The sequence below is a fragment of the Cupriavidus sp. KB_39 genome, from assembly GCF_052114485.1.
Taxonomy (GTDB): domain Bacteria; phylum Pseudomonadota; class Gammaproteobacteria; order Burkholderiales; family Burkholderiaceae; genus Cupriavidus.
This window is the reverse complement of sequence record NZ_JBFREV010000010.1, coordinates 111810-134356: the sequence shown is the minus strand read 5'-3', so window position 1 is coordinate 134356 and position 22547 is coordinate 111810. Positions and strand designations below refer to the sequence as shown.

Sequence of the window (22547 nt, the reverse complement as noted above, 5' to 3'; positions counted from 1 at the left end):
AGGGACCGCCGATTGCCTGCCGCAAGCGGGTAGGGCCGGCAGCGGAGGGGTTSTCTATCCGGCATGGCGCTCCCGGGGCCGATCTCCTAGCATCGTTGGGTGAACACGATGCGGAAGACACACCTGCTTGCCGCCGCGCTGTGCCTGGTACTCCTGCCCGGCGCGGCCTGGGCGCAGTTCGACGAACCGGGCGCCAGGCCGACCATGGGCCAGTCGGGCAAGGACGTGATCTGGATTCCGACGCCCCAGCCGCTGGTGAACCAGATGCTCGACATGGCGAAGCTGACGCCCCAGGATCGGCTCGTCGATCTGGGTTCCGGCGATGGCCGCCTGGTCATTACCGCCGCCAAGCGAGGCGCCACCGCGCGTGGCATCGAATTCAACAACGAACTGGTCGAGCTGTCCCGACGCACCGCCCAGGCCGAAGGCGTGGCCAGTCGCGCCACCTTCGAGCGGGSGGACATCTTCAAGTCGGATTTTTCCGATGCCACGGTCGTCACGCTGTTCCTGCTGCCAAGCGTGAACCTGCGTCTCCGTCCCACGTTGCTGGGGATGCGGGCCGGCACGCGCATCGTCTCGAACTCGTTCGATATGGCGGACTGGCGGCCGGACGAGTACGTGCCGAGCGTCGAGGCCTGCCCGGGGCCGTGCGGCGTCTACCTGTGGCTGGTGCCGGCGAGGGTGGCGGGGATATGGGCGATGGGGARCAAGCTGCTGGTGCTGTCGCAGACGTTCCAGAAGCTGGAAGGCGTGATGCGCGAAGGCGAGCGGTCGACGCCGATCTGGGACGGCCGCCTGCGCGGCACGGAGATCGTCTTCACCATCGACGACGAGCGCTACGTCGGCCACGTGGATGGCCGCGAGATGCGGGGCACCATCGAGGGTGGCGAGCCATGGCGCGCCACGTTCCTCAAACCATAGAGACGAAAAAAAACCCGGCCCCTCGTCAGAGGGGCCGGGTTCTTGCCAACCCGTCGCAGCGGCCGGAGCCGATGCGCGGGGCGGGCGAGGGCGCTACCGCTCAGGCGGTGGCAGCCGGCTTCTTGGCAGCCGTGCGGGCCGTGGCCGAGGCTTGCTGAGCAGCCTTGGTTGCGGCGGTGGCGGCAGCCTGGAAGTTGGTTTCGGCCATTTCCACGGCTTGCTTCGTGGCCTTCTGGACCGACTCGTACGCGTTGTTGGCGGCCGAGATGGCCGACTTCACGATGGCGACGGTCGATTCCGAACCGGCCGGGGCGTTCTTGGCGAAGTTCTCGACGAGCGCTTGCACGTTCTTCGTGCCTTCGGCCAGTTGGGCTTCGGCCACCTTGGTGAACTCGCTCTGCGTTTCCGAGGCGATTTCATACAGGTGACGCGAGTACGCCAGGGTCTTTTCGGCAACCGGCTGCACCAGCGAAGCCTGGATGGCCAGCAGTTCCTGGGCATCCTTGGCGGACAGGGCCTTCTTGGCGTTGTCGACGTTTTCGGCAAAGGTGGCCTTGACCACTTGCAGGTTCAGTTCGACAAGCTTTTCAACGCCTTCGAATGCTTTGGTGGTCAGACCGAACAGGGTTTCCAGATTGGCTTTTTGTGCGGCTGCAACTTGTTCCGGGGTCAGGATCATTGCTGGTCTCCAGTGGTGAACTTCAAGGTCAAGCAAAATAGAAATTAAGCCGCCCGAATGTCAAAGCCATGAACGCGATGTCCTGGCCAGCCCGAGCGATATATTGGTGTGCGGTCGAATCGGACCTCGTAAAAAGCTTTGATGCGCCGCAACAATTCCTATTCTAAGGGCAGAAAAAAGCCTGTCAAGCAGTTTTGCTGCACTGCACAAGAAATAGCAGACATTGAGCAGACATATGCGYCGTAATGACCACGTATRGGGCGCCAGGCAAGGGTTTATCCCGATGCGGTCACCATGATGCAACGCGGGGAAGGTCTGCTGTTTGATACGTTTTCACGCAATGCGGAACGCGGTGCTACCATCGCAGACTGCCCGGTCGGTAAATGGTCACGCACCGTCACTTCCCGGGAATTTCCCGCCCGATCCTCGCCCGATCCGCCCCGATGCAAGCTTTTTACGCCGATCACTTCGTCCTGCCGCTGCCGCCCGGCCATCGCTTCCCGATGCGCAAGTACAGCATGCTGCGAGACGCCGTGGTGCGTGAGGTGCCGGGCCTGACCCTGCACGAGGCGCCCCGCGCCGACGACGCGGCGCTGGCACTGGCCCATAMCGCCGACTACATCGCCGATGTCTCCTCCGGCCGGCTCGATGCCGCCCGTCAGCGCGAGATCGGCTTCCCGTGGTCGCACGAGATGGTGGAGCGCTCGCGGCGCTCGGCCGGCGCGACGATGGCCGCCTGCCGCAGCGCGCTGACGGAGGGCATCGCGGTCAACCTCGCCGGCGGTACCCATCATGCCTATGCCGACAAGGGCGGCGGCTTCTGTGTGTTCAACGATGCCGCCATCGCCGCGCGCCAGATGCAGCGCGAAGGGCGCGTAAGCCGCGTGGCGGTGATCGACCTCGACGTGCATCAGGGCAACGGCACGGCGTCGATCCTGCGCGACGACCCGAGCGTGTTCACGCTGTCGCTCCATGGCGAGAAAAACTACCCGTTCCGGAAGGAGGCGAGCGACCTCGACGTCGGCCTGCCGGACGGCTGTGACGACGACACCTACGCGGCTGCGCTGGCTGGCGCGCTGGACACGCTCTACGCGCGCTTCKATCCCGAATTGCTGATTTACCTCGCCGGCGCCGATCCCCATGAGGGCGACCGCCTGGGCCGGCTGCGCCTGACCTTGGCCGGCCTGGCCCGGCGCGACACGCTCGTGTTCGAATCCGCGCTCGCGCGGCGCCTGCCGATGGCCGTGGCAATGGCCGGCGGCTACGGCAACCAGATCGAGGACACCGTGGCCGTGCACACCCAGACCGTGCGGCTGGCCGCGCGCCACCACCAGCGCTACGGCGCCGGGGCGACCGCCGCTGCGGCGGCAGCTTTTTGAGATCGCAACAAATCCCAACAACAACGCCGATGCCGATGAAGCCACAACCGGACACCCGCAGCGCCTACGCGCATTTCCAGCCGATCACCACGCGCTGGATGGACAACGATGTCTATGGCCACGTGAACAACGTTGTTTACTACAGTTATTTCGATACCGTCGTGAACACCTACCTGATCCGCGCGGGCGTGCTGGACATCGAGGCGGGAGAGACCATCGGGCTGGTAATCGAGACGCAATGCAACTATTTCTCGTCGCTGTCGTTCCCGGACACCGTCGTGGCCGGCCTGCGCGTGGCGCGGTTGGGCAACTCGAGCGTGCGCTACGAGGTGGGCCTGTTCTGCAACGACGATGAGGTGGCCGCTGCGCAGGGCCACTTCGTCCACGTCTATGTGGATCGCGCGACACGCCGCCCGGCAGCGCTACCGCCCGCATTGCGCCAGGCGCTGACGCCGCTGCTGCGGCCGAGCGCGGCGTGATCAATAAAACACAATAACCCGGAGACCTTCGAAGCATGTCCAACCATGGCGCTGCCCCCCGCGACACCCTTGAAGTCACCTCCGCCACCGGCGATACGTCCGTGACCGATTCCGCGGCGATCGTCGATCGCGCCATCACCACGCGCCGCTCGATCCGGGCGTTCCTGGATACGCCAGTACCGCGCGAGACCGTCGAGGACATCCTCGCCGTGGCCAGCCGCGCGCCGTCCGGCACCAACACCCAGCCGTGGCGGGTCTACGTGCTCGCGGGCGACGCCAAGGCGCGGCTCTGCGCCGATGTGCTGGCCGCCTATGACGACCCGGAGCGCGACACCAAGTACCGCGAGGAGTATCCGTACTATCCGCGCGAGTGGGTCAACCCGTACCTGGCGCGCCGCCGCAAGGTGGGCTGGGACCTGTACGGCCTGCTGGAGATCAGCCGGGAAGACAAGGCGCGCATGCACGAGCAGCACGCCCGCAACTTCCGTTTCTTCGATGCGCCGGTCGGCCTGATCTTCACGATCGACCGAATCATGGAGCAGGGCAGCTGGCTCGACTACGGCATGTTCCTGCAAAGCATCATGGTGGCTGCGCGCGCCCGCGGGCTAGACACCTGCCCCCAGGCGGCGTTCACGCAATTCCACGGCGTCCTGGCCAGCCAACTGCAGCTGACCGAGAACGAGATGGTGGTGTGCGGCATGTCGCTGGGCTACGCCGACCCGGAGGCGACGGCCAATCAATTGGTCACGGAGCGTGAACCGGTGAGCGGGTTCGCGCGTTTCCTCTCATGACTTCGCGCCGGATTGAGGTTTCCCCTGATGAGGTTTTCACAAAAGCCACCGATATTGATGTTAGGGAAACTGTTTCTTATCTAGGTGCGAAGCGTTGTGCGCAGTTGTCGACAAACAAGTGCAAACGACAATCGCTRGCGCGAGAAATGGCCAATACGGCACATTTCCCGTAATGTGGAATTGTTTGCGAATCGAACTTTAAAGAGCCTTCGTAAGTCTTTAATCTTGCTAACAATTTCTTTATTTCCTAAACTAGCGCCATTCCACCAAATGCCGCGCTGAACAGATCATGTTCCGGTCCCAATCCTTTATTTCCCGACTCTTCAGCATGCCCCTGACCGCCATCGCCACTTCGGCGCTGGTGTCGGTGTCCATGCTGGCCGCGCCGGTGACGTACGCAGCGACGAAGTCGACTGCGACGAAAACCTCGGCCAAAAAGCAGGTAACTGCTTCCAAATCCACTAAAAAGGTCGCAGCCGCGAGCGAGAAACCCTCGTCATCGCGGAAGGTGATCGTGCTGCGCCACGGCAAGAAGACCGTCGTGGCCAGTCGAGCGCAGCCGGTTCGCGCGGCCTTCGTGCCGTCGAAACCGACGCTCGCAGAGTCCATGGGCCTGCGCGATACGGAAGACGCGCTCGCGCTGCGTTCCTCCGTGGCGCTGGTGCTGGACCAGAACACGAACGAAGTCCTGTTCCAGAAAAATCCGACGGCGGTGCTGCCGATCGCCTCGATCACCAAGCTGATGACGGCGCTGGTGGTCATGGACTCGCACCTGCCGATGGACGAAGTGCTGACGGTGAGCGAGGAAGATCGCGACACCGAGAAGCACAGCAGCTCGCGCCTGCGCTTTGGCACGCAGCTGACCCGCCATGAAATGATGCTGCTGGCGCTGATGTCGTCGGAAAACCGTGCCGCTTCGGTGCTGGGCCGCAGCTACCCGGGCGGCCTGCCGGCGTTTGTGGGCGCGATGAACCGCAAGGCGCGCGAACTCGGCATGAACGACAGCCACTTCGTCGATTCGAGCGGCCTGTCGAGCAGCAATGTGTCGAGCGCGATGGACCTGGCCCGCCTGGTCAACGCCGCTTACCGCAACCCGACCATCCGCGAATTCTCGACCCAGACCGAGCATGAAGTGAACGTGCTGGGCCGTCCGCTCCATTACGTGAGCACCAACCGCCTCGTGCGCGGCGGCAACTGGGAGATCGGCCTGCAGAAGACCGGTTTCATCTCGGAAGCCGGCCAGTGCCTGGTGATGCAGGCCCGTGTGAACGATCGCAACGTGGTGATGGTGTTCCTGGACTCCGTGGGCAAGCTGTCGCGCTTTGCCGATGCCACGCGCGTGCGCACGTGGCTTGAGCACCAGCCGTCGGTGCAGGGTCCGCAACGGCCGTTCCCCAACTCCCCAAACCTTACGCAGGGTCCTAGCGCGCCGCACGCGGCGCACGCGATCCTGGCCTCGCAGCAGGCACGCGGCACCTGATTCAGGTAGCCGCCGCCAATTGAAAACGCGCCGCGGGGCAGCCCGTCGGCGCGTTTCTTTTTGGGCGATACGCGCGTGAGGCGCGCTCGTGGCGCGATCAGGCCGACACGGCGTCCGCCACGTAGCCCATGCCGCGCGAGATCTGCAGCGCGGTGTCCCTGAGGTTCTGCAGCCAGCTGTCCTGCAGGCGGTCTGCCGGCGCGGACAGCGACAGCCCGGCCACCAGCCGGCGCGAGTCGTCATAGATGCCGGCCGCGATGCAGCGCACGCCCAGCTCCAGTTCCTCGTTGTCGCGCGCATAGCCGTTGGTGCGCACCCAGCTCAGTTCGCGCTCCAGCTTGGCGATGTCCGTGATCGACGTGCCCGTATGCCCGGCCAGCCCGGTGCGCGTGGCATAGCTGCGCACGCGCCCGGCCTCGTCGGCAGCCAGGAACAGCTTGCCGACCGAGGTCAGGTGCAGCGGGGCGCGGCCGCCGATGGCGCGCACCACCTGCATGCCCGAGCGCTCGCTGTAGGCGCGCTCGATATAAACGATCTCATCGCCCTGACGCACCGACAGGTTCACGGTCTGCCCGGTGACGCGGTGCAGCGCGCGCATCGGTGCGAGTGCGGCATCACGCACAGAGAGCCGCGCCTTTACGAGATTCCCGAGTTCCAGCAAGCGCATGCCGAGCCGATAGCTGCCGGGGTCCGAGCGATCCACGAAACGGCACGCCACCATGTCATTGAGAATGCGGTGCGCCGTGGACGGATGCAGGCCGGTGGCCAGCGACAACTCCTTGAGACTGACGGGATCCGCGTGTTGGGCGAGCGCATCCAGCAACGTCATCATGCGTTCGATGACCTGGATCGAGGTCTTGCCGGGTGCCTTGTCTGCTTCTGCCATAGGAGGAAATGTTGCCGTGCGGCAAATTAAGCGTTTGCCTGATTCTATCTCGCATTGTGAAAATTTCAATAGGTGAAATGCAATTACCGAGATTCCCTTCCAGTGGTGGCGCCGCTTTCGCATGAGCGGCATTGCGCGCGGAGATGAACAAGTTTGCGGCGCGTGCTGCCCGCAGCGGCGCGGTGGGGGCGCATAATTGCGAGGTTTCGGGTCTGGATAAAAGGAAGCGATGCGAATCGGACTGTTCGCCACCTGTCTGGTGGACCTCATGCGCCCRGAGATCGGGTTTTCGGTGCTGAAGCTGCTGGAATCGGCGGGTTATGAGGTCATGGTGCCCGAGGCGCAGACCTGCTGCGGGCAGCCCGCGTACAACTCGGGCGAGCGCGCCGTCTCGCGCGATCTGGCCGAAAAATTCCTGCGTGAGTTCGAGATGTTCGACTACGTGGTGATCCCCTCCGGTTCCTGCGGCGGCATGGTCCGCGCGCACTACCAGGACCTGCTGCGCGACGACCCCGAACTCCACGGCCGTTACGAGCGCCTGCGCGAACGCGTCTACGAACTGACCGATTTCCTGGTCAACGTGGCCAAGATCGAGACCGTCGACTCGGCATTTTCCGGCCACGTCACCTATCACGACTCCTGCTCCGGTCTGCGCGAACTCGGCGTCAAGCAGCAGCCGCGCGCGCTGCTCGGCAAGCTGCCCGGCGTGCAGTTGACCGAGATGAAGGATTGCGAGGCCTGCTGCGGCTTCGGCGGCACGTTCTCGGTGAAATACGGCAATATCTCGACGGCCATCGTCGACGAGAAATGCGCCAACATCCAGGCCAGCGGCGCTGATGCCGTGGTGCTGGGCGACCTTGGCTGCATGCTCAATATCGAAGGCCGGCTGCGCCGGTCCGGCGATACGCGCACCCGCGTGCTGCACATCGCGCAGGTCCTGGCGGGCGACGCCTGATCGATCGAACCTCGGCAAAATACGATGCAAGTCCATAGCATGGAATTCAAGGCGCGGGCCGGGCAGAAGCTCGCCGACCAGCGCCTCCAGCAGAACCTCAAGAAACTGTCGACGAAGTTCGTGACCGCGCGGGCCGATGCGATCCGCGACATCGACTTCGACGCCACGCGCGCCGCGCTCAAGGAGCGCCGCAACCGCGCGCTGGAAAACCTCGACGTCTGGCTCGCCAAGTTTGAAGAAAACGCGACCAAGCGCGGCGCCACGGTGCTGTTCGCCGAGACCACTGCCGACGCAGCCCGTCTGGTGGCCGAAATCGCGCAGAAGCATGGCGTGAAGAAGGTCATCAAGAGCAAGTCGATGGTGACCGAGGAGATGCGCCTGAACCAGGTGCTGGGCGAGATGGGCGTGCAGAGCATCGAGACCGATCTGGGCGAGTACATCCTCCAGATCAACGATGCCGAGCCGCCGTCGCACATCATCGCGCCCGTGATCCACAAGGACAAGGACGAGATTGCCGACCTGTTCGCCAAGGTGCACCACAAGCCGCGCCTGACCGACATCCCGCAGATGACCCGCGAAGCGCGCGAGGTGCTGCGCCCCGAGTTCCTGTCCGCGGACATGGGCGTGACGGGCGGCAACTTCATCATCGCCGAGACCGGCTCGGTGGCCGTGGTGACCAACGAGGGCAACGAGGGCATGTGCACGGTCATGCCGCGCGTGCACGTGGCCGTTACCGGCATCGAGAAGGTGCTGCCGACGCTGGAGGACCTGGCCACGGTGATGCGGCTGCTGCCGCGCTCGGCCACCGGGCAGGCGATCTCCAACTACTTTTCGCTGCTGACGGGCCCGCGCGCCGAGGGCGAGCGCGACGGCCCCGAGCATATGTACTTCGTGATCGTCGATGGCGGCCGGAGTGGCCTGATCGGCGGCGAATTCCAGGAGATGCTGCGCTGCATCCGCTGCGGCGCCTGCATGAACCACTGCCCGGTGTACCAGAAGATCGGCGGCCATGCCTATGGCTGGGTCTACCCGGGACCGATGGGCAGCGTGCTGACGCCAAGTTATGTCGGCCTCGCCAATGCCATCGATCTGCCGCAGGCCGCCACACTTTGCGGCGAGTGCAACAGAGTGTGTCCCGCCTCGATCCCGCTGTCCGACCTGCTGCGCAAGCTGCGCGAGAAGCAGATGGAACGCGGCCTGCGCCCGTGGCAGGAGCGCCTGTCGCTGCAGGTCTGGGGCTATGTGGCGCGCCGCCCGGCGCTCTACGCCTTCGCCACGCGCATGGGCGCGCGTCTGCTGGCGCGGATGGGGGGCCGGAATCGGCTGATTGCCAGCCTGCCGATGGCGGGCAAGGGCTGGACCGACTCGCGTGACATGCCCGCGCCGAGCGGCCGGACCTTCCGCGAGTTGTACAAGGAGAGGAGGGCGCGCGCATGAGTACGCACCAGGACAACCAGCGCGCGCTGAACGCGATGCGCGAGGCTTTGGCCAGCCATGTGGCCGGCACCATGCCGGTGGCGGACCTCGTCGGCGCATGGCGAGCGGCGGCCACGTCGCTGACGCTGCCGCCGGTATTCGGTCAGGCGATGGAGGAGTTGCTGCGCCGCCTGGAGATGTCGGCGGTGTTCGCGCAGGATAGCTGCTCGTTCTCGAGCACGGCCGTCACGGACCAGCTCAAACGCTGGCTGGACAAGGCCGAGGCGTCGTAAGCGTCGTAAGCGTCGTAAACGACAACGGCCGGGGAGCGCCCCCGGCCGTTATTCCATCCCGTTCGACTTAGCTCAGCAGCAGCGCGTCGTCATCCAGCTGCTCGTGCCGGGTCTGCTCGAACATCCGCAGCAGGTCGGGCACGTCGAGGCCCTTGCGTTGGTCGCCCGACACATCGAGCACCACCTGCCCCTGGTGCAGCATCACCGTGCGATCACCGTAGTCCAGCGCCTGGCGCATCGAGTGCGTCACCATCATCGTCGTCAGCTTGCTTTCCGAGACGATGCGCGCGGTCAGTTCCAGCACGAAGGCGGCGGTTTTCGGGTCCAGCGCGGCCGTGTGCTCGTCGAGCAGCAGGATGCGCGACGGCTGGAGCGACGCCATCAGCAGGCTCACCGCCTGCCGCTGGCCGCCGGACAGCAGGCCGATCCGGTCCGTCAGACGATTCTCCAGCCCGAGGTTCAGCAGCCGCAGCTTGTCGCGGAACAGCTCGCGCGACGCCTTGTTCAGCGCCGGGCGGAAGCTGCGCCGCGAGCCGCGCGCCATGGCCAGCGCCATGTTTTCCTCGATGGTCAGCGCCTCGCAGGTGCCGGCCATCGGGTCCTGGAACACGCGGGCCACCAGATGGGCGCGGTCCCAGGCGGGCTGCCGGGTCACGTCGATGTCGTCGATGGTGATGCGGCCGCTATCCACCATCTGGTCGCCGCTGACGGCGTTCAGGAAGGTGGACTTGCCGGCGCCGTTGGAGCCGATCACGGCCACGAACTGGCCGCTCGGGATCTCCAGGTTCAGGCCGCGCAGCGCGCGGTTCTCGATCGGCGTGCCGGGGTTGAAGGTCAGCTTCAGGTCTTGTGCGCGCAACATCTCAGGCACCTCCGTTCTTGCGGCCAAACAGCTTCTTGCGCGTCGCCGGYAGCACCAGCGCCAGCGTCACCAGCGCCGCCGTCACCAGATTCAGATCCTGCGCCTTGAGGCCGATGAACTCCGTGTTCAGCGCCAGCGCGATGAAGAATCGGTACAGGATGGCGCCCAGCACCACGGCCAGCGTCACATAGACCAGACGCCGCGCCGGCAGGATGGTCTCGCCGATGATCACGGCGGCCAGGCCGATCACGATGGTGCCGATGCCCATCGAGATGTCGGACCCGCCCTGGGTTTGCGCGAACAGCGCGCCGGCCAGCGCCACCAGCCCGTTGGAGAGCGCCATGCCGGCCAGCGTGGCACGGCCCGTAGGCACGCCCTGCGACCGCGCCATGCGCGGATTGGCACCGGTGGCGCGCATCGCCAGGCCCAGTTGCGATGAGAAGAACCAGTCCAGGCCGACCTTCGCCACGATCACCACCACCAGCAGCACCAGCGGGCGCAGCAGGTAGTCGGGCAGCCACTCGGGCTGGAGCACCGTGAACAGGGTCGGCTCGGTAATCAGCGGCACATTCGGGCGACCCATGATGCGCAGGTTGACCGAGTACAGCGCGATCATCATCAGGATACTGGCCAGCAGGTCCATGATCTTGAGCCGTACGTTGAGCCAGCCGGTGATCCAGCCGGCCACCGCGCCGGCCGCGATGGCGGCGAGCGTGGCCAGGAAGGGGTCCTGGCCGGCGGAGATCAGCGTGGCCGCCACGGCGCCGCCGAGCGGAAAGCTGCCATCGACGGTGAGATCGGGGAAGTTGAGGATGCGGAACGAGATCAGCACCCCGAGGGCCACGAGGCTGAAGATCAGGCCGATCTCCAGGGCGCCCATAAGGGAAAAGAGGGACATGGGGAAATCCTGTTGCGGGGGACCGGCCGGGCTGTCGCGCGGCGGGTAGGCGGCGCGTGCGCTGCGGTCCGGAGGCCCCGGCCGGCCGGATAGGCCGGGCCGGGGCCGGAGAGCGTCAGGCCGCGCAACCCCTCGGGGGCGGCGCGGCCCGTTGCGGGTCTTACTTGATGACGGTCTTGGCTTCCTTGACCAGTTCCGGCGCCAGCGTCACGCCTTGCTTGGCGGCGGCGCTGGTGTTCACGAACAGTTCGAGGTTGTCCGAGGTCTGCGAGGCAATCGCGCCGGGCTTCTCGCCCTTCAGGATGCGCACGACGACCTTGCCGGTCTGGTGGCCCAGGTCGCTGTAGTTGATGCCCAGCGCGGCCACGGCGCCACGCTTCACGCTGTCCGTGTCAGCGGCCACCAGCGGAATCTTCGACTCGTTGGCCACCTTCACCAGCGCCTCGTAGGCCGAGACCACGTTGTTGTCGGTGTTCGTATAGATCACATCGACCTTGCCGATCAGGCTCTTGGCAGCCGGGCCGATGTCCACGGTACGCGGCGCGGCGGCTTCCTTGAGCGTCAGGCCCTGCTTGGCCAGCAGTTCCTTCAGTTCCTTGACCACCACCACCGAGTTGGCTTCACCGGGGTTGTAGACCATGCCGACGGTCTTGACCTTGGGCACCACGCGCTGGATCAGGGCCACCTGCTTGTCCAGCGGCAGCTTGTCCGAGACCCCGGTCACGTTGGTGCCAGTAGCGCCCCAGCCCTTGACCAGCTGGGCGGCCACGGGATCCGTCACGCCCGAATACACCACCGGCACCGTCTTGGTGGCGGCCACCACGGCCTGTGCGGACGGCGTGGCGATGGCCACGATCGCGKTCGGCTGGTCGCCGACGAACTTCCGGGCGATCTGCGCGGCCGTGCCGGTGTTGCCCTGCGCGCTCTGGTATTCCCACTTCAGGTTCTTGTCGGCGTCGTAGCCGGCAGCCTTCAGTTCGGCGCGCACGCCGTCGCGRATGGCGTCGAGTGCCGGGTGATCGACAATCGACAGCACTTTCACGGTCTGGGCCTGCACGGCGCCGCCGTACAGCACGGACAGGGCGACCACGCCGCCGAGAATCGTTTGGGTGGATGCCTTGAGGCGCGACTGAAGACGCTGCATGTAATTGTTCTCCCCCGAGGGTTCGGTACTTTGGAAGCCTGCGAGGATACCATTTTCGGGGCTCTCGCGGCTCCCTTTTAGTGCACCGGTCGGCCATATCCTGCTGTTAAACGCCTCGGGGGACAAGGCGTGCCGCAAATTATTGCGCCAGAAAGCCGATTTCGAGAATGTGTTGCGGTGCAGCATCCTCAGCCGGCAACGGGGTGGCGCAACGCGGCGGCACAGTCACGCACCAGGGAGGGGCCGCGATAGATCAGGCCGCTGTAGACCTGGACCAACTGCGCGCCGGCATCGATCTTCGCGCGCGCGTCGGCGCCGCTGAAGATGCCACCCACGCCGACGATCGGCAGGGCATCGCCCACCACGGCGCGCAGGGCGCGCACCACGCGGGTGGAGGATTCGAAGACCGGACGTCCCGAGAGGCCGCCCGCTTCCTCGGCATGGGGCAGGCCCTGGACCGCCTCGCGCGAAATCGTGGTGTTGGTGGCAATCACCCCGTCGATGCCGTGCCGCACGAGCGCATCGCCGATATTGCCGATCTGGTCGTCGTCSAGGTCCGGSGCAATCTTCAGGGCCAACGGCACGTAGCGCTTGTGCTGCTCGGCCAGGCGCTGCTGGGCGGTCTTCAGCGTGGAGAGCAGGCTGTCCAGCTCGCTGGCGCCCTGCAACTGGCGCAGGTTCTTGGTATTCGGCGACGAGATGTTCACCGTCACATAGCTCGCGTGCGGATAGACGCGCTCGAGGCAGTAGAGGTAGTCGTCAGCCGCGCGCTCGATCGGCGTATCGGCGTTCTTGCCGATATTGAGACCCAGCACGCCACCCTCGGCCTTCCAGCGCGACGCCTGGACGTTGGCCACGAAGGCATCCACGCCGCCATTGTTGAAGCCCATGCGGTTGATCAGCGCATCGGCCTGCGGCAGCCGGAACATGCGCGGACGCGGGTTGCCGGGCTGCGCGCGCGGCGTGACCGTGCCCACCTCGATAAAACCGAAGCCGAACGCGGCAAGGCCGTCGATGTACGCGCCATCCTTGTCGAGACCGGCCGCCAGCCCCACGGGGTTCGGGAAGCGCACGCCCATGACGGTGCGCGGATCGGCGGCGATGGTGTTGCCAAGGCAGCCGGCCAGGCCCATGCGCTGCGCGCGCATGAGGTTGTTCAGCGTGAAATGGTGGGCATCCTCCGCATCCATGGAGAACAGGGCGGGGCGAAACAGGGGATAGAGCGCGTTGAGCACGGGGAGGGGGCGCGGCCGGGGCCGGCGCGAAGTCGGTACCAGAGCGGCATTGTAGCGTGCGGCAGGCGCTACTCCTGGGCGGGCCCCGGTTGGGGTGGGGCGGCTGACGTGGTGACGGGCGCGGTGGCCTCGTCGTCGAACGGATGCCACTGGTTGCCCGTGAGCACCTGGAGCGGCCGGAAGCGCGCCTTGTAGGCCATCTTGCGGCTGTCGGCGATCCAGTAACCCAGGTAGAGGTGCGGCAGGCCCAGCTCGCGGGTCTGGTTGATCTGCCAGAGGATGTTGTAGGTGCCGTAGCTCGCGCCGACGGCCATCGGGTCATAGAAGGTGTAGACCGACGACAGGCCGTCATCGAGCACATCGATCATGCTGACCATGCGCAGGCGGCCCGCCTCGGGCGAGCCCGGCGGTTCGCGGAACTCCACCAGCCGCGAGTTCACGCGGCTTTGCAGCAGGAACTGCTCGTACTGGTCCCGGCTGTCCTGATCCATGCCGCCGCCTGCGTGGCGCATCGACTGATAGAGCAAATACAGCGCGTAATGCTCCTCGACGTAGGTCAGCGGCGCCACCAGCGCCTGCAGGTTCTCGTGCTGGCGCCAGGCGCGGCGCTGGCTGCGGTCCGGACGGAACTGGTCCACCAGCACGCGGCACGGCGTGCAGGCGCGGCATTCGTCGCAATAGGGGCGATAGGTGAAGATGCCGCTGCGGCGGAAGCCGGCGCGCACCAGCCGGGAGTAGACATCGGCATTGATCAGGTGCGCGGGCGTGGCCACCTGCGAGCGCGCCATGCGGCCATCGAGATAGCTGCAAGCGTAGGGCGCCGTTGCGTAAAACTGCAACGCGGAGAGCGGAAGTTCCTTCAGCTTGCTCATGGCTCGCTCATGACAAAAAGACGGAGGCGGCGGACACCGCGTGGCAGCATCCTGTCTGGCAGTCTATCAGAGCAAGCCGGGCGGCGTGTGCAACGCGGTGCAGATCCGCTGGCGTTGCAATGGCCGGGCGATGTTCATATAGTGGTCGGGCCGCTTGAGAGGCGTCCCACTTTTCTCGACATTGGCGACCTTCACGGCCAGCGGAAGGTCCGGGAAGCCAAGCTCCAGATAGCGGCGCGGCGTGTTGCCGAGCCGGATGGCGAGCCCCATCACCGTGTTGGCCTTGTCGGTCAGCAGCGTGGCACAGGTGGTCTTGAGAACGAGATCGTAATTGGGGTCTTTCATCCGGCAGGTGAACGGCAAGACACGCGAAGTAGCGAGTGTCTGCCCACCTGCCTTCAGGCGGATTTGCGCTGCGTCAAATAGCTGGCGCCCAGCGCGCCAGTACCGACTTGTCAAACTGCCACGGCGCGATGTCGGGCTGGGCGGTGGCGGCCCGGACGTGGGCGACGAAGTCCGCGCGCGGGATCGGGCTGGCGCCGAGGGAGGCCAGGTGGTCAGTTTCCTGCTGGCAGTCGATCATCGTCACGCCGTGCTGGTCGAGGAAGGCACAGAGTGCGGCCAGGGCGATCTTGGAGGCGTCCGTGCGCTGCGCGAACATCGACTCGCCATAGAACATGCGGCCCAGCGCCACGCCGTAGAGGCCGCCCACACGCTCGCCCTGGTACCAGCTTTCCACGGAGTGGGCGCGGCCGGCGCGGTGCAGGGCGCCGTAGGCGTTGACGATGTCGTCGGTGATCCACGTGCCGAACTGGCCGTCGCGCGCGGTCATGGCGCAGGTGCGCATCACGGCGATGAAATCGTCGTCRACGCGGATTTCCCAGTCCGGGTCACGCAGGGTGCGGCGCAGCGTCTTGCGCAGGGTGGCCGAGACCTTGAGCGCCTGCGGAGCCAGCACCATGCGCGGGTCGGTGCTCCACCAGAGCACCGGCTGTCCTTCGGAATACCAGGGGAAGATGCCTTGCCGGTAGGCCAGCAGCAGCCGCTGCGGCGAGAGTTCGCGACTGGCGGCGAGCAGGCCGGGCGCATCGCTGGCCGGGCCGAGCGCCCGCTCGACAGGCGGAAACGGGTCCTGTGGGTCCAGCCAGGTGATCATGGGGCGGGCAGGGCGTTGCCCGCGTTCAGGGGGTAACGGGCGGTGTGGCGGGCGACGTGGCCGGTGACACCTCGGTCGCCGGCAGCGGCGTGGCACGGCTGGTCAGCGGCCGCATCGGCTTGTCGATGTCCAGGCTGTGCAGCCGGAAGCTGCCATCGGCGATCCGGCCCGCCGCGCGGTCGGCGAAGAAGCAGCGCAGCGTGTGGATGACGGTGGGGAAGGCCAGGTCGTCCCAGGGCACATCGGCTTCATCGACCAGCTTGACCTCGAGGCTTTCCTCGCCCGGGGCGATGTCCAGGTCCTGCAGCGTCGCCAGGTAGAACAGGTGCACCTGGTGCACGTGCGGCACGTTGAGAATCGAGAACAGTTCGCCCACTTCCACGCGGGCGCCGGCTTCCTCGAGGGTCTCGCGCGAGGCGGCCTGGGCCGTGGTCTCGGCAATCTCCATGAAGCCGGCCGGCAGCGTCCAGAACCCGTAGCGGGGCTCGATGGCGCGCTTGCAGATCAGGATCTTGTCTTCCCAGACGGGGATCGTGCCCACGACGTTGCGGGGATTGACATAGTGGATGGTGCCGCAGCCGTCGCATACGCTGCGCGGGCGATTGTCGCCTTCGGGTACGCGCAGGACAACCGCATGACCACAGTTCGAGCAGAATTTCATGAGGGGCGTCCGGGAGGAATGGCGCCAAGTGTATCACCGCGCCGCCCGGCCGCTGCCTCGGAGGGAGGTGGCTACTTGCGCTGAGTTGCCTTCGCGCCCCCCGTCGCGCCCGGGCTGGCGGTCGGCACCCAGTCCTCGGGGCGGTCTGGCGGCACGATGTCCGCCTTGCCCTTCCTGGGGTCCGGCAGGTTGACCGGCGCGGGCCGGTCGTTGCGGTGGCCCTTGGCGCCGTGTGCCGGCTTCTGGGCCGCCGGCTTGGCTGCGGTGGCCGAGGTTTCGGCGAGGGCCGCGCCGCCCGCCAGCGTGGCACAGGCCGCCGTGCAAGCCGCCGCCCAGATCGCCATCGATTTCGCGCTACGCATGGTCATGTTGGGTTCTCCTTCCGTTGCGTGTGAGAACACCCTACGGACCTCGGGCGTCCGCCGCCATGGATTGACCTGGCGATGTGATGCAAGGTGCATCCTCGGCGCCATGAACATGATCGACATCAASTYTGTGGCGATTACGCCCCCTGCGACCTCGCCTGAACGGACCGCGATGCCTACCATCGGCCGCTCCTTTCCAACGCGGAGCAGAAAGATGAGAACAAGACACGTGGTGCGGTTGAGCGCAACCGCCCTGGCCCTGGCCATGTTCGTGGGGACGAGCATCCCCGCCATGGCCGTGACGGCGGCGAAGGAGAATGCCGCCACCCGCAGCAAGCCCCGGCCCAATCCCTTCCTCGCTGCAGAGGCGTACGCGGTGACTCATTTCGACCCCGCTCAGACCGATGTGATGCCTTACGCGCTCCCGCGCGGCACCTTCCATGTCGATCTGCGCAAGGCCCCACGCGTGCAGGCCGGGCCGATCAGCATCATGACCCTGGCCACGCCGTCGCCGCGCTATATGTGGGCGGCYTCGTCGGGCGGGGTTTCCTATGTGGATGTCAGCGATGGCGGCTGGCGYGAGGTGGCCAGGCTGCCCGATCCAGACGCGAAGCCGCTGCCCGCCGGCCTGCTCGACAAGATCCTCGCCGAACCGCTGGACGATGTCGCGCGCGTGGAGAAGGCGGTCAAGACCGACCTGGCGCTCGACCGCAAACGGATCAGCGCCAATATCTAYGTGGTGTCCGGCAAGGATGGCGTGCTGTATGCGACCAATCGCTCCGCGGTCCGCGCCTATGGACTRGTCGATCCGAAGCGCCCGGAAGCGGGCATCAAGCTATTGCGGACGATCGATCTCAAGGATCGCCTGACGGCGGTGGAGAATGCCGGCGGCGTGATGCTGAACATGACATATGACGGCCATCTGGTGGTGGGCGCCGCGCAGTCCATCCGCGTGCTCGACCGCGACTTCAAGCCCGTCGGCGATGCGTTCCAGTTCCCGGAAGGCGAGATCGTCTCCAACGCGATGGCGGTCGACGAGAAGAACGGCATCTATATCGCCTCCGACAAGGTGATGCGYAAGCTTGTGTGGACCGGGAAGACGCTCTCCCGCGATGCCGCGCACGGCGCCTGGGAATCGGCCTATGACTCGGGCCAGACGCCGATGCCCAGCGTGAAGTTCGGCAATGGCACGGGCTCCACGCCGACCCTGATGGGCTTCGGCGACGATGCGGACAAGCTGGTGGTCATCACCGACGGCTCTGACCGCATGAAGCTGGTGGCCTTCTGGCGCGACGAGATCCCGGCCGGCTTCACGCAGCGGCCCGGCACGAAGTCGAACCGCATCGCCGATCAGATTCAGGTCACCTGCGGGCTGCCCGGCAGCACGCCCTACGTCCAGTCCGAGCAATCGGTGGTGGCGCTGGGCTATGGCGCGTTCGTCGTGAACAACATCCGGCCGAAGGGTGTGGCGGATCGACTGGTCGATGTGCTTGCGGGCGGCCCGGCGCTGACGCCGGCGGCGGGCGCGGAGCGCTTCGAGTGGGATACGAAGACCAAGRCGTGGCGCTCGGTGTGGACGCGCAACGATGTGGTGTCCACGAGCATGGTGCCGACCGTGAGCGGTCCGTCGCGGATCGTGTTCGTGAACGGCTATACCAAGGCGGACGGCTGGGAAGTGACTGGCATGGACTGGGAAACCGGCAAGACAGTCCATCGCTCGATCTTCGGTCAGGACAATCTGGGTAACGGCGCCTATGCACTGATCCAGTCCTTGCCGAATGGCGACCTGCTGTTCAACAGCATCGGCGGCCCGACGCGTGTGAAGTACCAAGCGACCGCCAAGTAAGRACGGCGGCCGGAAAACAAAAAACCCGCCTGATTGGGCGGGTTTTCTTGTTGCAGCGTGTTCTGCTGCGTATTCGTTCCGGCGGTTGGTTGCGGGGGCAGGATTTGAACCTGCGACCTTCGGGTTATGAGCCCGACGAGCTGCCAGACTGCTCCACCCCGCGTCCGTCGAAGCTGAGAGTATATGACAACCGTTTGCGCAATGCAACACCTTTGCCTCTCGCTTCTGATGAGTGCCGTGCAACCGGCACCCATCTTCCAGTTAGAGCACGCGAAGGGGTCCGTGGTTCAGGTCGATTTCGGGGTTTCGGTTGTGCGCTGCCACAGCGTCGCTTCGAACTCGAAGCTGTCGCGCTGCTGCAGGTCGTCGCGTTGCCAGATCACGCGGTCGGGGCGCACGGTCAGCATCCACGTGGTGGTGGCGAGCGGGTTCGGCTGGTCGAACGCGCGTGGCGTCAGCACCGCTGCGCACGGGCCGCGCTCGGGGTCGCGCACGGAGGTGTAGCGGATCAGGCCCAGCCCGGCTTCTCGCGCCAGACGGCCGAAGTCCTGGCAGGGCGCGTGGTCGTCGGGATCGGTCCAGCGCGGGTCATCGTGGAACGGGGCGGCGTCCAGCGCCACGCCGTCGGTCTTCACGCTGACCTGGAACAGCGTCTGCGCGCGGGCGTCGATGCGGGGCAGCGCGGGGCTGTCGAGCAGAAAGCGCCAGCGCCAGTAGCCCAGTTCGGCACAGGCTGTGCGAATGGCGTCGGCGCCATAGAACACGCCCGGGTCCTGTCCGCCGCGAAAGCGCGAGCCCCAGGGCGAGGGGGGATATCGGAAGGGCGTGAAGATCAGATAGTGGAGGTGGCGCGCGTCGGGGGGTACTGCGGGTTTGCCGGCGTCGAGCACGGCTTCGAGCACGGCCTGTTCCTCGAGGCTGTCCACCAGGGGCATGGTCGAGACCACATGCTGGGCCTCCACCGCCCGCCACAGTTTGAGCGCGAACGGCTTGCGCTCAGATGCGACCGCGGGTGGCGTCCAGGTAGTGAACGACACGTACGAGCCCTTCAGTCGTGCGAATCAGCTCGAGCGGCTTGCCGCCAAGCGAGAGGTTGTCATGGGTGAGCCACAGCCGCGCCTGCTCGTCGTGGCCGAGGATGGCATCGAGCGAGCGGAACAGGCGCACGAACAGCACGCCGAACTCCCACTCCTTGCGGTGCGCATCGAGCACATAGCCGCCGGACGCCATGCGCGAGACCGACGCCGTGCTGATGCCGAGCACGCTGGCCACGATGGCCTGGCTGATGCCAAGAAAGCCGGCCGCGCGCATCACGGCCTTGGTGAGCGTGGCGCCGGGGTTCACGCCGCCGGCGGGCTCGGTGTCCGGAATCTGATGAGATTGCATCGCCTTTGCTCCTTTCTTGGGAAACATTATAGGCGGTGTATTTCAGAAGGAAAGGCCGTGACATAGGCTGTRAAGTGCCTAATACGTCTCAATGTGGAGCCGTCCCTCCGCGCGCAGCGTGGCCTCCAGGTCCGTCCAGGACTGGCCCGCCGCCGCGCAGACCTCGCCGAAGGCGGCCAGCACGCCTTCCTCCATCCCCTTCAGGCCGCAGATGTACACATGGCCATGGGGGTCGGCAAGCAGCGCGGCCACCTGCGGGCTGGCTTCGCGGATCGCATCCTGCACATAGCGGCGCGGCATCTCGGCATCGCGCGAGAAGGCGAAGTGAATGTCGAGGAAGTCCTTGGGCAGCTTCAGCAGCGGGCCGAAATAGGGCAGTTCACGCTGGTTGCGCGCGCCGAAGAACAGCAGGCGGCGCCCATCGAAACTCGCCATATTGCGACGCATCCGCTCGGTCATCGCCCGCATCGGTGCGGAGCCGGTGCCCGTGCAGATCATCATCACGCTGGCCTCGCGATGGTTGGGCATCAGGAAAGTACTACCGAAGGGGCCGACGACCTGCACCGTGTCGCCCTTGGCCAGGTCGCACAGGAAGTTCGACGCCACGCCGCGTACCGGCTGCCCGTCGTGGTCCTGGTCCACGCGCTTCACGGTCAGCGCGAGGTTGTTGTAGCCGGGGCGCTCGCCGTCGCGCGGGCTGGCCACCGAGTACATGCGGATGTAGTGCGGCTTGCCCGACGCATCGGTGCCGGGCGGCACGATGCCGATGGCCTGCCCCTCCAGCACCGGGAAGAACTGGTTGCCGAAGTCGAGCACGATGTGATGGATGTCGCTCGACGCCTCTTCGGCCGTCAGCCGATAGTTGCCGGCCACCGTGGCCGACACCGGCGCGCGCACRCCGTGCAGGTTGAYATAGGGATGCGCGGCCGACCAYGGCGCCTTGGGCGAGGTATGCCGGCTGGTTTCCACGGCCTGCACGTCGGTGGCGGGCGCCTTGCCAGTGCCGGCGGCGGCCTGGGCCAGGGCCTCGGCGGCCGTGGCGGTGGCGGACGTCGCCGCGTCGATCTCGGCCTCGGGCAGCGGCACCTGGGCTGGCAGCTCGTCCCAGAGCAGTTGGGCGTCGATCGGATAGGCCTCGCCGCGCAGCATCGTGCGCCAGTTGTCGATGGCGCCCGTGGGGCAGGGCGACAGGCACGCGTTGCAGCCGTTGCAAACCTCGGCCTTGACCACGTAGTTGCGGTCGTCGTGGGTGATGGCGTCGATCGGGCAGGTGTCTTCGCAGGTGTTGCAGCGAATGCAGATTTCCGGATCGATCAGGTGCTGCTTGATGATGTCGGGGGCGCCCATGTCGGCCTCTTATCCAGTGATTCAGCGATCTAGTTGAAACGGACGTATTCGAAATCCACCGGCTGGCGGTTCACGCCCACCGCCGGCGGGGCGATCCAGTTGGCGTAGCGGCCCGGCTCCACCACACGGCCCATCAGCGAGGCCACGAAGGCGCGGTCCGCGTCGGTGGCCAGCCAGGTGTCCGCGTTGGCCTGCCAGGCGGCTTCGCTCAGCACCTCGCCGGTCGGCGAGACATGCACATTGGCGAAGGTGCCGATCTTRCGGTTGAACGCCTTGTGCGGCACGGTCAGCCGGAACGGAATGCCGGCCTTCTCGATCACCTTGTTCCAGCGCGCCACGCCGCCGACCGAATCCTTGATGTAGTCGTCGCGCAGCACCTCGTTCAGGGCGTTGAGCATCGGCACCTCGCGCTCGGCCAGCTTGCCGTCGCGCACGTCGAGGATCCGGTACACGTCGCCCTTGAGCACGTGGTCGTCGCCGCGCTTGCCTTCCTCGAAGCGGCCCTTCAGCCCGGCGCTGTAGAAGGTGGCCGCGTTGGAGGACTGGTCGGCGCCGAACAGGTCGATCGTCACGCTGTAGTGGAAGTTCAGGTAGCGCTGGATGGTCTCCAGGTCGATCACGCCGGCGGCGCGCACGTCGGCCGGGTCCTGGATGTCGCGCTCGCGCATGACCTCGCAGGTACGCTGGATCACGCGCGAGACGCCGCTTTCGCCCACGAACATGTGATGGGCTTCCTCGGTCAGCATGAAGCGCGTGGTGCGCGCCAGCGGGTCGAAGCCGGACTCGGCCAGCGCGCAGAGCTGGAATTTGCCGTCGCGGTCCGTGAAATAGGTGAACATGAAGAAGGCGAGCCAGTCCGGCGTGCGCTCGTTGAAGGCGCCCAGGATGCGCGGATTGTCCTCGTCGCCCGAGCGGCGGCCCAGCAGCGCCTCGGCTTCCTCGCGGCCGTCGCGGCCGAAGTGGCGGTGCAGCAGGTAGACCATCGCCCAGAGGTGGCGGCCTTCCTCCACATTGACCTGGAACAGGTTGCGCAGGTCATAGAGCGACGGCGCGGTCAGGCCCAGGTGGCGCTGCTGCTCCACGGACGCCGGCTCGGTATCGCCCTGCGTGACGATGATGCGGCGCAGATTGGCGCGGTGTTCGCCCGGCACTTCCTGCCACGCGGCCTGCCCCTTGTGCTCGCCGAAGTGGATCTTGCGCTCGGCGTCCGCCGGTTGCAGGAAGATGCCCCAGCGGTAGTCGGGCATCTTCACATGGTCGAAGTGAGCCCAGCCGGACGGGTCCACCGAGACCGCCGTGCGCAGGTAGACATCGTAATTGTGCGAGCCATCGGGGCCCATGTCGCGCCACCAGTCGAGGAAGGCGGGCTGCCAGTGCTCCAGCGCGCGCTGCAGGGCGCGGTCATCGGAGAGGTTCACGTTGTTCGGAATCTTCTGGCTGTAGTCGATGCTCATGGCCGGGGTCTCCTTGGGTCTGGTTGTCGTTCGGTCGAAGGG

24 protein-coding genes and 1 tRNA gene are annotated in these 22547 nt (G+C 66.2%); 9 read left to right on the top strand and 16 right to left on the bottom strand.

Annotated elements, in window-relative coordinates:
* Positions 1-108 precede the first annotated feature (108 nt).
* On the top strand, positions 109-921 hold the full coding sequence (locus AB4Z27_RS10570; RefSeq protein ID WP_441644435.1) for an SAM-dependent methyltransferase: 813 nt from the start codon (positions 109-111) through the stop codon (positions 919-921).
* Positions 922-1021: 100 nt separating this feature from the next.
* Here the strand turns inward: AB4Z27_RS10570 and phaP1 are convergent, their stop codons facing one another.
* Positions 1022-1600, bottom strand: a complete 579-nt coding sequence (phaP1, locus tag AB4Z27_RS10565; RefSeq protein ID WP_092292853.1) for a TIGR01841 family phasin PhaP1 — start codon at positions 1598-1600, stop codon at positions 1022-1024.
* 443 nt (positions 1601-2043) lie between these two features.
* On the opposite strand from phaP1, the gene AB4Z27_RS10560 reads away from it, so the two are divergent.
* The 4 genes from AB4Z27_RS10560 to pbpG all read left to right on the top strand — a co-directional run bounded on the left by AB4Z27_RS10560 (position 2044) and on the right by pbpG (position 5729).
* Positions 2044-2979 (top strand): histone deacetylase family protein, encoded by a 936-nt coding sequence (locus AB4Z27_RS10560; RefSeq protein WP_441644434.1) that lies wholly within the window; start codon positions 2044-2046, stop codon positions 2977-2979.
* 35 nt (positions 2980-3014) lie between these two features.
* On the top strand, positions 3015-3458 hold the full coding sequence (locus tag AB4Z27_RS10555; RefSeq protein ID WP_441591158.1) for an acyl-CoA thioesterase: 444 nt from the start codon (positions 3015-3017) through the stop codon (positions 3456-3458).
* 35 nt (positions 3459-3493) lie between these two features.
* Positions 3494-4249 (top strand): nitroreductase, encoded by a 756-nt coding sequence (locus AB4Z27_RS10550; RefSeq protein ID WP_255370746.1) that lies wholly within the window; start codon positions 3494-3496, stop codon positions 4247-4249.
* Between the two features lie 289 nt (positions 4250-4538).
* Positions 4539-5729, top strand: a complete 1191-nt coding sequence (gene pbpG / locus AB4Z27_RS10545) for a D-alanyl-D-alanine endopeptidase (protein WP_092292857.1) — start codon at positions 4539-4541, stop codon at positions 5727-5729.
* A 97-nt stretch (positions 5730-5826) separates the two neighbouring features.
* On the opposite strand, the gene AB4Z27_RS10540 is transcribed toward pbpG, so the two are convergent.
* Positions 5827-6615 carry an IclR family transcriptional regulator gene (locus AB4Z27_RS10540; RefSeq protein WP_092292859.1) on the bottom strand — a complete coding sequence of 263 codons (789 nt, stop codon included), beginning with the start codon at positions 6613-6615 and terminating at the stop codon, positions 5827-5829.
* A gap of 229 nt (positions 6616-6844) precedes the next feature.
* Between AB4Z27_RS10540 and AB4Z27_RS10535 the strand changes: the two genes are divergently transcribed.
* From AB4Z27_RS10535 to AB4Z27_RS10525, 3 genes are read left to right on the top strand one after another with little or no spacing between them, the layout of a single operon-like run.
* Positions 6845-7570 carry a (Fe-S)-binding protein gene (locus tag AB4Z27_RS10535; RefSeq protein ID WP_092292861.1) on the top strand — a complete coding sequence of 242 codons (726 nt, stop codon included), beginning with the start codon at positions 6845-6847 and terminating at the stop codon, positions 7568-7570.
* 24 nt (positions 7571-7594) lie between these two features.
* Complete coding sequence (locus AB4Z27_RS10530; RefSeq protein ID WP_092292863.1) at positions 7595-9007, top strand: LutB/LldF family L-lactate oxidation iron-sulfur protein; 1413 nt, start codon at positions 7595-7597, stop codon at positions 9005-9007.
* Entirely contained in the window at positions 9004-9279 is a 276-nt protein-coding gene (locus AB4Z27_RS10525; protein ID WP_092292865.1) for a hypothetical protein, read from the top strand. The genes AB4Z27_RS10530 and AB4Z27_RS10525 overlap by 4 nt, the downstream gene beginning before the upstream one ends.
* Before the next feature lie 67 nt (positions 9280-9346).
* On the opposite strand, the gene AB4Z27_RS10520 is transcribed toward AB4Z27_RS10525, so the two are convergent.
* The 9 genes from AB4Z27_RS10520 to AB4Z27_RS10480 all read right to left on the bottom strand — a co-directional run bounded on the left by AB4Z27_RS10520 (position 9347) and on the right by AB4Z27_RS10480 (position 16475).
* Entirely contained in the window at positions 9347-10141 is a 795-nt protein-coding gene (locus tag AB4Z27_RS10520) for an ABC transporter ATP-binding protein (protein ID WP_441591157.1), read from the bottom strand.
* Between the two features lies 1 nt (position 10142).
* Complete coding sequence (locus AB4Z27_RS10515; protein WP_092292869.1) at positions 10143-11039, bottom strand: ABC transporter permease; 897 nt, start codon at positions 11037-11039, stop codon at positions 10143-10145.
* A gap of 160 nt (positions 11040-11199) precedes the next feature.
* On the bottom strand, positions 11200-12183 hold the full coding sequence (locus AB4Z27_RS10510; RefSeq protein ID WP_441644433.1) for an ABC transporter substrate-binding protein: 984 nt from the start codon (positions 12181-12183) through the stop codon (positions 11200-11202).
* A 188-nt stretch (positions 12184-12371) separates the two neighbouring features.
* On the bottom strand, positions 12372-13418 hold the full coding sequence (locus tag AB4Z27_RS10505) for a quinone-dependent dihydroorotate dehydrogenase (protein WP_441591156.1): 1047 nt from the start codon (positions 13416-13418) through the stop codon (positions 12372-12374).
* 68 nt (positions 13419-13486) lie between these two features.
* Positions 13487-14290 (bottom strand): arginyltransferase, encoded by an 804-nt coding sequence (locus AB4Z27_RS10500; protein WP_092292876.1) that lies wholly within the window; start codon positions 14288-14290, stop codon positions 13487-13489.
* A gap of 66 nt (positions 14291-14356) precedes the next feature.
* Positions 14357-14635, bottom strand: a complete 279-nt coding sequence (locus tag AB4Z27_RS10495) for a hypothetical protein (protein WP_441644432.1) — start codon at positions 14633-14635, stop codon at positions 14357-14359.
* Positions 14636-14708: 73 nt separating this feature from the next.
* Positions 14709-15446, bottom strand: a complete 738-nt coding sequence (aat, locus tag AB4Z27_RS10490; protein ID WP_092292880.1) for a leucyl/phenylalanyl-tRNA--protein transferase — start codon at positions 15444-15446, stop codon at positions 14709-14711.
* Between the two features lie 25 nt (positions 15447-15471).
* A complete protein-coding gene (locus AB4Z27_RS10485; protein WP_092292882.1) occupies positions 15472-16107 on the bottom strand; it encodes an NUDIX hydrolase in 636 nt (211 codons plus the stop codon).
* 71 nt (positions 16108-16178) lie between these two features.
* Complete coding sequence (locus AB4Z27_RS10480; protein ID WP_441591155.1) at positions 16179-16475, bottom strand: hypothetical protein; 297 nt, start codon at positions 16473-16475, stop codon at positions 16179-16181.
* A 211-nt stretch (positions 16476-16686) separates the two neighbouring features.
* Here AB4Z27_RS10480 and AB4Z27_RS10475 point away from each other — a divergent pair, with 211 nt between their 5' ends.
* On the top strand, positions 16687-18318 hold the full coding sequence (locus AB4Z27_RS10475) for a hypothetical protein (RefSeq protein WP_441644431.1): 1632 nt from the start codon (positions 16687-16689) through the stop codon (positions 18316-18318).
* An 86-nt stretch (positions 18319-18404) separates the two neighbouring features.
* Here the strand turns inward: AB4Z27_RS10475 and AB4Z27_RS10470 are convergent.
* The 5 genes from AB4Z27_RS10470 to boxB form a co-directional block, all read right to left on the bottom strand.
* Positions 18405-18481: transfer RNA gene (locus AB4Z27_RS10470), tRNA-Met, on the bottom strand.
* A 124-nt stretch (positions 18482-18605) separates the two neighbouring features.
* Entirely contained in the window at positions 18606-19355 is a 750-nt protein-coding gene (locus AB4Z27_RS10465) for an RES family NAD+ phosphorylase (RefSeq protein ID WP_177219879.1), read from the bottom strand.
* The gene (locus AB4Z27_RS10460) at positions 19315-19704 is read right to left on the bottom strand and encodes an MbcA/ParS/Xre antitoxin family protein (protein ID WP_092292890.1); all 390 of its coding nucleotides are present in this window, start codon (positions 19702-19704) and stop codon (positions 19315-19317) included. The genes AB4Z27_RS10465 and AB4Z27_RS10460 overlap by 41 nt, the downstream gene beginning before the upstream one ends.
* A gap of 78 nt (positions 19705-19782) precedes the next feature.
* A complete protein-coding gene (boxA, locus tag AB4Z27_RS10455) occupies positions 19783-21051 on the bottom strand; it encodes a benzoyl-CoA 2,3-epoxidase subunit BoxA (RefSeq protein WP_441644430.1) in 1269 nt (422 codons plus the stop codon).
* Between the two features lie 29 nt (positions 21052-21080).
* Entirely contained in the window at positions 21081-22505 is a 1425-nt protein-coding gene (gene boxB, locus AB4Z27_RS10450; RefSeq protein WP_092292894.1) for a benzoyl-CoA 2,3-epoxidase subunit BoxB, read from the bottom strand.
* Positions 22506-22547: the final 42 nt, after the last annotated feature.